Here is a 13870-nt window from a genome sequence, read left to right as displayed (position 1 = left end):
CAAAAATGTATATTATATTTCTATCAACGCAGGGCAACAAATGCCGTTTGTCTTAAGATAAGCACTTCCCCACGACAAGCCTGCTCCAAATGAGCACAACATTAGTGACAGATTTTCTTTTTGGATTGAGTCCCTCATTACCGTAGCCATCGTCATTGGTATGGTGGCACAACTAGTATTACCAAACTCTGATAAGCAATAAGGAATCTTATTGGGGTCTACTTTCAATTTACGCCCAATTTTTTCATCCATATAATGATTAGCCTGATGCATTACAAAATAATCAATGCTTTCTAAATCGAGTTTAAATTTTTCGCACAAATCAGACATTGACTTTGGCGGTTGAGTAATGGAGAATGAAAACACATTGAGACCATCCATTATAACATGAGTCTTATTTCTCGATATTCCGGGGGATACCTCTTTCATTTCGAAAGATTCGGTTGTTATCGGACTCCTTGCCCCACCATCCGGGCTGATGATTGCCCCTCCTCTGGAACCATCCGTTCCCATTTGGAACTTGATGCCTTCGTTTCCTGCATCAAATTCAACTGCTGTGGCGGTTCCTGCATCTCCAATCAAAGGCCATATTGTTTTATCTAGTGGGGAATGAAATGTTGAGGTTATTTCTCCAACAAGCAATAGTGCTTTTTTAATGCCACCGTTCGAAATCAACCCGCTTACAACGGATAGCCCGTAGGTATATCCCGAACATCCAAGAGGGATATCAATGGCATAACAATCTGTACTTAGCCCCAATCTGTGCTGCAACAAACAAGAAGATGCCGGTAAAAGATAATCCCTTTGAAGCGAAACAAAAACAAGAGCATCAATATCATTACGCTCCCAGTTTAGTTCTTCTATCAATCTGTTGGCTGCTTCATAACATAAATCAGAACTACACAGCCCAACAGGAGCAATTCGCGATCTTTCTATATGCGTTAGCCCTATTACTTTCTCCGCTTCACCAGGAACAAAAACCGGCAAGTCTTTAACTTCTTTTATTTCCTTGGGAACAGCAGCTGCTACTCCTGCCAGCTTTACATTTGGGAATGATAAATATGCCATAATTTATTTTTGAATTTATGATAAAATAATTCCTGATTCCCTTTTCTGCAATATTACCAATTAAACAGTATAATTCAGTTCAGACAGTTTTGAACTTTATTCACTCAAGGTATAACATCTGTTTATAATAGAATAATCTATTTTTTTTCATTGTATTCTATCCGTTTGTTAATATTAATCTTAATTTATGAAGACAGTCTCTCTTTAATTGGAATAACAAACGAAATAATAAAAAAGTTGGTAGCCCTATTAATATTTCTTAATATATTACATTGTAGTATCTAAGAGCATAGGACCATTATTCTTTCGTATTTTTAAACAAGATGATTACCATGAGGAATAATATATGCACATAAAACATTTGTTTTTCTGGAGTTCAACATCAAATAGATCAACAAAAGACAACATTAATTAGAAGTTAACAGTTATATCTTGCACATACAATAGAAACAACACCAAAATAGAAAATGTACTGTTTTCAAATCGGGTTATGAGTCCATTATTTTATTAATTTAATTTAAGAGTTTCAGTTCTTAAGTTCCCTTAAATTTCCTTGCAATTTCATCATAATTGAACTACTTTTGCTAACAATTATGAACTCTTGCTTTACAAATCATTATTAATATTCTGATGAGAAAGTTATTACCTGCTTTGTGTTCCTTGTCTTTTACTAATACATGCAAGTTGATCATATTATGCACAATACCTTCCGAACAACAACATCTCCACAACAAATAAATGTGAAACTATTAATAACTCAACAATGACTAACATGAAAAAACAACTCTACACTCTGCTTGTAGCTCTCATGCTGACTAGCGGGTTAGCTTTTGCACAAAAAGCGAAGCATACCTTTGCCATACAGGATGGAAACTTCCTGTATGATGGGAAAGCTACCCAGATCCACTCGGGCGAAATGCACTTTGCTCGCATTCCGGCACCTTATTGGCGTCATCGTTTGCAAATGATGAAGGCAATGGGACTAAATGCCGTAGCAACATACGTATTCTGGAATTATCATGAAACTGCTCCTGGTGTATGGGACTGGAAAACCGGCAACCGCAACTTACATGAATTTATTAAGATTGCAGGTGAAGAGGGTATGATGGTAATTTTGCGCCCGGGTCCATATTGCTGTGCTGAATGGGAATTCGGTGGTTACCCCTGGTGGCTGCAGAAAACCAAGGATCTGGTAATTCGTACAGACAACAAACAGTTCCTGGATTCGTGCAAAGTATACGTAAACCAACTGGCCGACCAGGTGCGCGACCTGCAAATTACCAATGGTGGCCCTATCATCATGGTGCAGGCGGAAAACGAATTCGGTTCGTATGTAGCACAACGTCCTGACATCCCACTGGAAACTCACAAGAAATATAGCGCTGCCATCCGTCAGCAACTAATTGATGCCGGCTTTAACATCCCAATGTTTACCTCAGATGGTAGCTGGTTGTTTAAAGGCGGCGCCATTGAAGGCGCATTGCCAACTGCCAACGGTGAAGATAACGTAGAAAACCTGAAGAAGGTGGTAAATGAGTATCATGGCGGAAAAGGCCCTTACATGGTTGCAGAGTTCTATCCAGGCTGGCTTGACCACTGGGCAGAGCCATTCCAGAAAGTTTCAACCTCTTCTGTAGTGAAACAAACTGAAAAGTACCTGAAGAACGGTGTGAGCTTCAACTACTACATGGTACATGGTGGTACAAACTTCGGATTTACTTCGGGTGCCAATTATAACACAGAAAAGAATATTCAGCCCGATCTAACCAGCTACGATTACGATGCTCCTATCAGCGAAGCAGGATGGGCAACAACAAAATACAATGCCATCCGCGAACTGATGATGAAACATGTAGATTATCAGGTGCCGGCTGTTCCGCAACAGATTCCTGTTATCGAGATTCCTAACATCAAATTCGGCAAGACAGTAAACCTTTTCGACCTGACAAGCAAGATGGAACCGGTTGAGAATGATACTCCGATGACATTCGAAGACCTGAATCAGGGACATGGATATGTACTATACCGCCGACATTTCAACCAACCAATCAAGGGTGAACTGAAAATTAAAGGCATCCGCGACTATGCCATTGTTTATGTAAACGGGAAAAAGGTAGGAGAATTGAATCGTGTATTCGAAAAGGACAGCATGAATATCGATGTTCCCTTCAACAGCACACTCGATATCCTGGTTGAAAACCTGGGACGCATCAACTACGGTTCTAAAATAACAGAAAACCTGAAAGGTATCACCACTCCGGTAATGATTAACGGCATTGAAATCACGGGCAACTGGGAAATGTTCAAGCTGCCTATGAGCGAAGTTCCTAACTTGGAACAGTACGCTTCGAGTTACACTGCCGGACAACCGGTTATTTACGAGGCTGAGTTCAAGGTAAAGAATATAGGAGATACATTTCTGGATATGGAACAATGGGGAAAAGGTATCGTCTTTGTAAACGGATTCAACATTGGCCGTTACTGGAAAGTAGGACCTCAACATACTTTGTATGTACCGGGCTGCCTTCTGAAGAAAGGAAAAAACAAGATTGTGATTTTCGAACAACAGAACGATAAAAATCAGTCTACCGTTTCGGGAGTTAAAGTTCCTGTTCTCGACAAGCTGACTTTAAACAAATAAAAGCTTCATTCAAGCTGATTCATTTAATCGTTGGACGGATACAGAATTCGTCCAACGATTTTTTTTATTCATGCATAAAGAGTTCCTGATTAATTCCTCACCGGTGAAAATGTGTGGAGAGAGAAGCGCAGATATTGCGACGGGAATAGATGCACGGGGAACATAGCCTTATTTTTGTATATATAGGGGGTGAAATAAAATCTCCCGTGGCTCATTACCATGTGATTAACTCTAAAAATAAAATAGTAAGACAGAAAACGTCGTATTGTTTTCTCGTTCAACTAGCAAAAGTTGAGTTAAAAAGGGTCTAATCACTATTTATCAATACATTAGCAATACTGGAATTGTATAAATGGACTAAAAAAGGTCATATCAGTGCTTGGCTTCAATTCTCAAAAATCATTCCAGCAAACGGCTATTCTTTGGCGTAAGATTTTTATTTCCAGGCGGAAGATTTTCAGAGGGAGCAATAAGTTCCGCTCGCAAGCGTAATTTAGTTCACACGCAAAGTGATGGTTTATCTAAAAATGTTGCAATGCAACACCTTTCCCTAAAAAGATAACACCTGAAGGGAACGTTACAGATTTCAGCTCCGGGCAGCCTGAGAAAGCGCCTTCGCCAATAAAGGCAACGCTGGACGGGATGGATACCGATGTAAGGTTTTTGCAGTTTTGGAAAGCCCCTTCTCCAATAAAGGAGAGCCCTGGCTGAATATTCACAGTAGTTAATCGGGAACAAAAAAGAAAAGCAAATTTTCCGATAAAATCAACACTTGCAGGAATTGTTATCTTGGTAAGCCTAGTACACAAGCCAAAGGCATTCTCCTCGATGAACTTCACACCATCGGGAATATTGATTGATTTTAAAGAAGAACATTCTGCAAACGCCGATGCAAAAATAGCTGTTGTGCTTTTGGGAAGAGTCACATAAACAAGTCGTTCGCAGCCAGAGAACATGTTTCGGCCTATTGTTTCATTGTCAGTACAACACGGTTTCTCATCGTCCATAAAGTATGGTTCCCCACCCTCTACTAAATGCGCTCCCGACAAGTCGAGTACCGAAAGTACCCCGTCGGTTAATTCACCCGAGCTGTTTCTTCCGGCCATTTCCCGGATAAAACGGATATCCGTGCCATTCAGTTTTCCGTTTACGGTAAGCGTGTTAATCAGGTATTTATCACCCGGTTTAATTAGTGCAGGCAGCGTGCCCGCACTCTCCAAAAAAAGAGTGTCGGCAACTTCCTGGGCCTGCATTTGCAGACCCAGGAAAATACCAACAGTTATCAATACTAAACGAAGTATCTTCATTATTTCTTCAATTGAGACTCAATAGGGTCGTCGTATTGTTTCTGAAGTTTTACCAGTTCCTTTCTCAACTCGGCAGTAATCTTCTCATAACCCTTCTTGCCATACAGGTTGTTCATTTCACTTGGGTCTTTCTTCAGGTCGTAAAGTTCCCATTTATCGATATCGTTATAGAAATGAATCAGTTTGTAACGCTCGGTACGCACTCCGTAATGACGTTTCACAGCATGTTCTGCCGGATACTCATAGAAATGGTAATAAAGCGACTTGCGCCAGTCTTTCTTCTTTTCTCCTTTAAGCAATGGCAGTAAGGAAACACCCTGAATATCAGACGGAACCTTTACCCCTGCCAAATCAAGGAATGTAGGAGCATAGTCAATATTCTGAACCATCTGAGGAATTTTCACATCTTTCTTGATAGCTTTTGGGTAACGCATCAACAGCGGAGTACGGAAAGACTCTTCGTACATGAAGCGTTTGTCGAACCAGCCGTGCTCACCCATATAGAATCCTTGGTCGGAGGTATAAACAACCAATGTATTTTCCAGTAATCCTTCCTTCTTCAGATAATCGAGCACGCGACCAATGTTGCGGTCTACCGAACGGATTACGCTAAGGTAATCGTGCATATAGCGCTGATACTTCCATTCAGCCAATTCTCTGCCTGATAGCTTTTTCTCTTTGAAATCCTTGATAATCGGATCATAGTAAGCATCCCATTTAGCCTTTTGGGCAGAATCCAGGCGGTTGTACATTTCGCGTCCCCAACCTTCAAGACCGGTTTTTGTATGTATTTCGTTTTCCTTATCGGCCATCTTCAAGTCATAAACAAGGTCCATATCTTTAAAGATGCTCATTTCCTGTTGTGATGCAGCCACCCTACCCTCGTATTTATCATAGAAGTTTTCGGGCAATGGGAACTTCACATTGTCAAACGCCCCCAAGTCGCATGTATCAGGCATCCAGGTACGGTGCGGAGCCTTGTGGTGCAGCAGCAGACAGAATGGTTTGTCCTTATCACGTTTTTCTCCCAACCAATCGATGGCAAGGTCGGTTACAATGTTTGTTGCATATCCGTGAATTTGTTTCTTTACTCCATTGTCAATGAAATAAGGATTGTAATAATCACCCTGTCCAATCAGAATATTCCAGTAATTGAATCCGGTAGGTTCCGAAGTAAGGTGCCATTTTCCTACAATGGCAGTCTGATAACCCACTTTCTGCAACAATTTTGGAAAAGTTTGCTGACTACCGTCAAACTTGTGTGCATTATCAATAAACCCGTTTTTGTGACTGTGCTTACCTGTCAGCATACAAGCACGACTGGGTCCACTGATTGAATTGGCTACGAAACTGTTTGTAAAGAGTGCACCTTCATTGCTGATACGATCAATATTAGGTGTTTCAATATACCTTTGATCATAAGCACTGATGGTCTGGAAAGAGTGGTCATCACTCATGATAAAGAGGATGTTCATAGGCTTCTGCTTCGTTTCTTTCTTATCCGAAGCATAAGAAGTAGCAGCCATAGCTGCCATCCCCATAAGTAAAATCTGATTCTTTTTCATCGGTTTGTTTAATTGTAATGCAAATTTAGCTATAACAGATTAGTTTAGCAAGATACTTACTTTCTATTGTTCTTAATATAAAATAATTTAGGATATAAAAGCTGAATTTAGCTGAAAAGGCAATTGGGGTTACATTGATAAAAAATAAAACAATATATTTAGTTATATAACTTAAATATGATATTTATTGAATTAAAATTCTATTTAAGTTCAGGCTTTAAAAGCTAATTACTGAAATAAGAAAAGAGAAAGACTCTTCGTTTGATTAACCGAAGAGTCTCTCTTTATTAGTTTGAGATTACTGCGCTCCTTGGGTTATTGTAATTGCTACAGGGTCTAACTTGAATGTAGGATGGAAAGTAACTGTCTGAGTACGTGTCTCTCCGGTTTTATTTGCAGCTACATAGATTGTAACTATTTTATCGCCCGATCCATAAATAGCATATGAAGTCACAGCAGAATTAAATCCACACCAGCTTCCGGTAGGAACATCCACCCACCATCCATTTGTACCGGCTGCAATAGTAGCCGTAATGGTTGTTGCAGCTGCACCTACTGTTGTAGTTCCATTAACCTGTACACTAAAAGGAGATGGCACCGGTTTGTAGTTTACTGACTCATCTTCTTCACTACAACTGCTTAATGCAAAGCAGGCCACAAGCATTAATAAAAAATATTTTAAACTTTTCATATTACTTCTTTCTAGTCGTTAATAATTACCAATTAGGGTTTTGTGTCCACATATTTCCGGTCATTGCTATTTCATCCTGACTGATAGGATACAAATAATCCCGATTGACTTTGAAGCCCATACCATTGGGACAAACACCTTTGTAAGGACTAATATAACGTTTAGCATCACCTGGCTTACCAGACAAATACAAGTTATTACCTGCTGCCAAATCATATTTCAGATTACCACCAAAATATGCGCCAGCTTTGTTTGCAGCTTCCATGTTAGTTCCAGTAAAGAGTGCTCCTAACGGATTTTTTCCTGCAATCAGTACATCAGCAGCAGCCCACCGGAATATATCGCTCATACGCATTCCTTCGCAAGCCAGCTCAATGCGACGTTCGCGACGTACTACCTGAATTGTAGCCTCCAGGTTAGAGAATGGATAGTCTGCACTGTTATTATATTCACGTTGAAAGTCAACTCCCGGCATACCAACTCGGTCGCGCAAAGGTTTCAGTGCCTTAGCAATTTTATCCTGAGCTGCGGCACCTTCCAGTTCTGCCAAAGCTTCCGCATAATTCAACAGAACTTCTGCATAGCGGAATTGAATAGCCGGACATTCTCCTTTGTGTTCATCGTCTGCAGCTGCGTCAGTACAATCCATTTCAACAAATTTCAGAAGAGAATAGCCTGTTGGGTTAGGCCACATTACAGTAGGACTTACCTCTGCAATAATCGGGCTAAATGGCGGCATATAAATATAGGCAGCATTTGATGTAAGAGGGCGTAAACGTTCGCCTGGTCTGGCAACAGTTTGGCACAATCTCGGGTCACGAATAGTTGGATCAAGTTCCTTGCCATAGGTTTTCTGAGCTTCCTCACGTTCTGTTCCTGTAAAGATACGGCCATCTCTTGTCAGGTAATCATCCACCAGCGATAAAGTCAGCCCAATATTACCACCACCTTTGTTGCAATAACGGGTAACATCATGACCACTGATCGTTGCATCATACTTTTTCCAGAAAAGCACTTCGGGATTATTAGATAAATCTTTTGTAATAAACAAATTTTTGTAGTCAGTCAAAGGATTAGATGTACTATATATTCTCCATCTTCCGCTTTGCATCACCTCGTAAGCTGCATCGCGTGCCTGTTCAAGATAATTTTTGATTTTGGCATCTGTAATACCGGCAGTAAAGAATGGGTCGTTCTTTGCCTTGTGGTATTTTTGCCATGTTCCTTCATACAAAGCCACACGCGATTTAAAGGCCAGCGCCACATCTTTATGAATTCTCATTGCAGAGCTGTTGGTCTTGATACTTAACATACTGATTGCCTTATCAAGATCACTTAACACATGATCTATGATTTCCACACGTGAATCGCGTTTCAGTTTCATCTCCTGACTATTGGGAGGCAACACCTTATCAATCCATGTAATATCTCCGTATTTGCAAACCATACTGAAATAATAGTATGCACGGAAGAAGTATGCTTCACCGGCATATTGGTTTATATCCGCCAGATTACCCTTGCAATTGTTTATATTGGCAAATAAGAAGTTCACACTACGAATCTTTTGGTATTCAGATGGACTTGATGCTGAACTCAGCGAACGAGTTCCATCCAGCAAAGAAGGTACTGATGAACAGGCCATGTTATCACTGAATTGATCATCAAAAGCTATACCTGAAGCCTGTAATCCTCCGGGCTGAACTTTAAAAGTTCCTTCGTAAAACTGGTTCACATATTTCTGAAGTTCTGCTACAGAACTAATCGGATTTGAGGATGTCAAAGCACCCTGAGGTTCCTGATCCATATCTGAGCAACTAACGGAAAAAGCCATTGCAGCAGACAACACCAAGAGTTTTCCTATTTTTGTTTTCATAATTCTTTTCTGATTTACAAGTTAACACTTAAACCGAAAGAGAACACTTTTGTTAAAGCATAATCTTTACCTCCTTCGTTGAATGCAAATACGGTTTCAGGATCGAACATTTTTGCCAGTTTGGTAAATGTGAGCAAATTGTCTCCTGTGGCATATACATTAACTCTTTGCAATCCAATCTTCTTAATCCACTGTGAAGGAAGTTCATAACTTAAAGTCACGTTTTTCAAACGGATATAAGCTGCATTCTGTATATATCGATCACAGGTTTGCTGTGTTTTACTTACATATGAGTTTATATTACCAACTGTTGAAATATATGGTCTTGGGTAGTATGCGCCAGGATTGCTTTCTGACCAATAATCAAGATGTTGAGAGAACACAGTAACCTGTGCTTTTGAACTGCAGCCCCAGAAATATACAGATCCTGAAGGATCATAATCACGTTTCATAACACCTTGCCACAACATACTTAATGACCAGCCTTTATAATTAATTGACCCATTGATTGAATACTGATAACGTGGAGCTGAGTTACCGATAATCACTTTATCTCCCATATCTCCAACTTTGTTGCCACCAATATTAATTTTCTTATCATCATTTAAATCAAGGTACTTAACATCACCTGGCATCCAAGGCCTGCTTGTAAGATAGGTGTGGTCCAGCTTATTGTATTCATCAGCTTCTGCTTGCGACTGAATCAGACCGCCAGCGCGATATCCCCAGATTTCACCCACTTTACGTCCCGGGTACCATTGACCGGCAGGATTATATTTAGTTGGATTAACATAATCCAAAACCTTGGCTGTGTAATCGTAAATCATACCACCCACTGAGTAAGTAATATCTTTATTAATTCTTCCTTTGTAGTTGATTGAGAATTCCCAACCTCTGTTACGCATAGTAGCATTGTTTACATCGGGAGCAGAAGTTCCGTACATAGCAGCCAAGCTTTCTGTTGGGCCAAGCATATCACGAGTAGTACGCTGGAAAACATCCAGACTACCAGATAGTTTATTATTGAAGAAGCCATAATCAAGACCAAAATTGATACTTTCAATCTTTTCCCAGGTAACATCCGGATTATAAGAACCGGGAGCATAAATAATCATCTGGCGATCAGTTCCGTTGAAGAACCAACTTCCTTGCGTTGCAGTGCCCATTGTTTGAGCAAAAGTATATAAACCGGCTCCACTTTGATTTCCCAACTGTCCGTAAGAAGCTCTGAGTTTAAGATTGCTTACAGTCTTATTGATTGGTTCCATAAATCTCTCCTGGGCAATGTTCCATCCCAAAGATGCTGATGGGAAGAATCCCCAGCGATTGTTTTTAGCAAAACGGGAAGATCCATCATAACGCCCATTCACTTCCACCAAGTATCTTCCTTCGTAATCGTAATTAATACGTCCGAAGAATCCTCTGGTAGCCCATCCGTTTCGAGTCTCACCGGTAGTCTTGTCACCAGTTGCGATATTTAGTCCAGGATTCCCAAAGCTCAACAAATCAGTTGCATAGCTCCACAGGTTTGAATATTTGTAGCTTTCATCCTGAGCACCAGCCATAACATTAAAGTTATTCGATTCGCCAAGTTTAAAGGAATAATTAGAATACAGATTCAATGAATTATAATCGGACTGTGCCATTAGCCTGTAATAGCTTCCGTTGATTGGAATACCCAATTCAGAGCGGGTCATATAAGTAGTCGACCCATCAAGCATGTAAACAGATGCAGGTAAGGCAGCCTGTTCATTCTTGTTGTTTCCTAACCGATAGCTGTAATCGAAATTAATTTTCCAGTTCTTTACCGGTTCAATAATAAATCCGGCAGTCAAACTAAAGTTGCCATTATTGTTATCATTCTTTGAACCCGATTGCAGATAAGGCACCTGAGATAGTTCTGTAAAATTACCGTTCAGGTCGTACATTGAGTTTGTTGGTCTGGTTCTTGCCAGGTTGTGGAAGAATCCACTTTCAGAAACTGCATAACCACCAAACGGAGAGGTTGAAAATTCGTTTGAATATTTAGACTTTACATTAAATTTCAACCAATTAGTAATTTCAGAATCAATATTTGCACTAAAATTAAGACGTTTAAAATCTATATCAGCATATCTGATAAGACCATTTTCCTTATATAAACCACCAGACAAGTAATACTTAATCTTCCCTGCTCCACCTGTTACCGAGAGATTATGATCCTGTTTGATTGCGGCATCCTTATAAAACAATTTGAAGTTATTGGTATTGCCTACTCCAATAGCAGAGTTATCTGCCATAAACTTATTGGAAGATTGCTCCGGCCATTGATTCATTCCTTTTGGGTTTTCACAGAATTGACGTAACAGCTCAATTTTCGCATCCGAATATTCAGGAGTATGATCTGCGTTGACCCATCCTGCATTGAAGTATTTTGCAAACTCATAGCTGTTTACCATATCTGGTAAATTTACAGCAGTTGTAGCGCCAATATTTCCATTATATGTAATGGATGGCTTTCCTTCTTTTCCTCTTTTAGTTGTAATCAGAATTACCCCATAAGCAGCGCGTGCTCCGTAAATGGAAGCTGCAGCTGCATCTTTCAGCACTGATATATTTTCAATATCGTTTGCATTAACCGCAGAAAGAGAACCCTCTAGTCCGTCAATCAATACATATGGGCTATCTGAACTGCTTAAGTTTCCTTGTCCACGTAACTGAATATTATAGCTTGCTCCCGGGGTACCACCTTTACTTGTTACGCTTGCTGTCAAGCCTGGCACAACTCCCTGTAAGCTCTGGGTAATGTTGGCAACCGGACGGTTTGCCAGCTCTTTGCCATCGACTACAGCAACCGAACCAGTTAGGTTGACTTTCTTCTGTGTTCCGTAACCTACTACAACCACCTCATCAAGAACTTTCGAATTTTCTTGCATAACAATTACGATATCATTCTTTCCGTTGGTATTGATATCCTGCGAAGTGTATCCGGTAAACGTTACCCTTATTATCGGAGTACCTTTCAGGTTCAAAGAGAATTGACCGTTCACATCAGACACCGTTCCATTGGTAGTACCTACCTCAACAATATTGGCTCCCATAATGGTTTCACCATTTGCATCCGTTACTTTTCCTGCAATCTTTCTGTTTTGTTGGTTAATACTCGTATTTCCTTTTACCTTCTGGATGTTCACATTCCGATTGTTGATGGTATAGGTAAGTCCTGTTCCTTTCAGAGCCTGATTCAAGACATCATCTATGTTTTTATTCCGGGCCTGTACTTTTACAAAAACATTTTGTACATCAGTATCCACATAGAAAAATAGAAACTCGCTTTGTTTTTCTATTTGAGAGAATAGCTGTGTCAGGGCAATTTTATTTGACTCAACCGTCACAGTGCTGATTTTAGAATACGAATCTGCTGCTGTAGCATAGGCGGGTGGCATTGATGATGCCGTGAAGAAAGCGATACCTAGTAGCAAAGTTCGTCTGGCATCCTTTTGTAGAAAGGACTTGTAACAAGAGACACTTTTCATATCATTTTTATTATAAAGGTTAACAAGAAGCATCCAATATTTTACATTATTATTAAATATGATGCTCATAATGAAATAACTAAATCAAAATAAAAAATAAGCATTTGTCGTTAACTAAATTAGGTGTTTTTCATAGGCAAAAATTAATTTATTAATTGGGTTTGTATTATCGGATGTAGTATATGTTTTTCTCCTTCGACCATTTAACAGGCAAGCTACGCGATATTACATTAAGAGCTTCCTCAACACTCTGTTCACTACTGAACGCTCCCGAAACAACCACATCCTTAAATCGGGAGCTTTCAATTATAATTTTTGTATTATATCTGCTTGCTAAGGAAGTTATCACTTCTTGCAGCGAACACGATTTATATTTTACCAGTCCATCTTTCCAGGCTGTATAGGACTCCGTTTCCACATTCTGAACTTGAAGCTTCCGGTTTTCACCATTGAATGTGAGTTGTTGTGACGGACTAAGCTGAACTTTTTGTTCGCCACTTTCAAAACGAATGCTCCCCTCGACCAACGTAGCCACAATCTCGTTTTTAGAACTAGCCTTTACATTAAATTTAGTACCTAAAACTTTGATTGAAGCATTGTTCATTTTGACTTCAAATACCTTGCTCGGATTCTTGGTCACTTCAAAAAAAGCTTCACCTGTCAATGCCACATCACGGAGTTTCTTGCCGAATTGGTTTGTATAGGTTAGTTTACTGTTTTTATTCAACGTAACTTTAGAGCCATCGGCCAAAGTAAAGTTCGAACTATGATCTCCGGCTATGTAGGTAAAGTACTCAATCGGCTGTTCAGTGCTGTTTGTCTTAAGAAATAAGAGGGAGCTTATCATCAGAACCAATGTTATTGCAGCAGCAACCGGAGCTGTTCTGACCCAGAAGCGTCGGTTTCTTTTCTTGGATTCCTCTTTTCGTATCCTCTTCTGCAAACGTTTCAGTTCCACCTCACGTCCTATATGATTGGAGTATGCCACTTCTGCATCCCAATAATCCTTCAGCTGGCAAAATTCTTTTCTGTTCTTCTCATCCTCCTGCAACCACTCACTGAATGCAAGGTAATCATCGCTGGAAGATTCACCGGAAAGAATACGTGCTATGATGCTATCAATATTTTGAATCATGAATTTCATCGTTTATATTAGTTAAGACGCAGGATAAGAAAAACTCCCTTAGTCAAGAATGGATTTTTTTAAAGA

At 39.9% G+C, this 13870-nt stretch carries 8 protein-coding genes; 1 reads left to right on the top strand and 7 read right to left on the bottom strand.

The annotated features are described in order from the left end of the window. Positions 1 to 12: 12 nt before the first annotated feature. Entirely contained in the window at positions 13 to 1068 is a 1056-nt protein-coding gene (locus ABWU87_RS01070) for a 3-oxoacyl-ACP synthase III family protein (protein ID WP_353332452.1), read from the bottom strand. A 772-nt stretch (positions 1069 to 1840) separates the two neighbouring features. On the opposite strand from ABWU87_RS01070, the gene ABWU87_RS01065 reads away from it, so the two are divergent. Further along, positions 1841 to 3709, top strand: coding sequence for a beta-galactosidase (locus ABWU87_RS01065; RefSeq protein ID WP_353332450.1), 1869 nt, complete (start codon positions 1841 to 1843; stop codon positions 3707 to 3709). A 521-nt stretch (positions 3710 to 4230) separates the two neighbouring features. Here the strand turns inward: ABWU87_RS01065 and ABWU87_RS01060 are convergent. From ABWU87_RS01060 to ABWU87_RS01035, 6 genes are all read right to left on the bottom strand, one after another. Next, positions 4231 to 5016 carry a leucine-rich repeat domain-containing protein gene (locus tag ABWU87_RS01060; protein WP_353332448.1) on the bottom strand — a complete coding sequence of 262 codons (786 nt, stop codon included), beginning with the start codon at positions 5014 to 5016 and terminating at the stop codon, positions 4231 to 4233. Continuing rightward, a complete protein-coding gene (locus ABWU87_RS01055; RefSeq protein WP_353332446.1) occupies positions 5016 to 6581 on the bottom strand; it encodes a sulfatase family protein in 1566 nt (521 codons plus the stop codon). The genes ABWU87_RS01060 and ABWU87_RS01055 overlap by 1 nt, the downstream gene beginning before the upstream one ends. Before the next feature lie 298 nt (positions 6582 to 6879). After that, positions 6880 to 7272, bottom strand: a complete 393-nt coding sequence (locus ABWU87_RS01050; RefSeq protein ID WP_353332444.1) for a BACON domain-containing protein — start codon at positions 7270 to 7272, stop codon at positions 6880 to 6882. Positions 7273 to 7297: 25 nt separating this feature from the next. Beyond that, positions 7298 to 9145 (bottom strand): RagB/SusD family nutrient uptake outer membrane protein, encoded by a 1848-nt coding sequence (locus ABWU87_RS01045; RefSeq protein ID WP_353332442.1) that lies wholly within the window; start codon positions 9143 to 9145, stop codon positions 7298 to 7300. Between the two features lie 14 nt (positions 9146 to 9159). After that, positions 9160 to 12660: a SusC/RagA family TonB-linked outer membrane protein gene (locus tag ABWU87_RS01040; RefSeq protein WP_353332440.1), complete on the bottom strand. Its 3501-nt coding sequence runs from the start codon at positions 12658 to 12660 to the stop codon at positions 9160 to 9162. 166 nt (positions 12661 to 12826) lie between these two features. Next, positions 12827 to 13795 (bottom strand): FecR family protein, encoded by a 969-nt coding sequence (locus tag ABWU87_RS01035; protein WP_353332438.1) that lies wholly within the window; start codon positions 13793 to 13795, stop codon positions 12827 to 12829. Positions 13796 to 13870 lie beyond the last annotated feature (75 nt).

Source organism: Bacteroides sedimenti (genome assembly GCF_040365225.1).
Classification (GTDB): Bacteria; Bacteroidota; Bacteroidia; order Bacteroidales; family Bacteroidaceae; genus Bacteroides; species Bacteroides sedimenti.
Note: the sequence above shows the minus strand (reverse complement) of the source record. Positions and strands in the feature narration are given on the sequence as shown.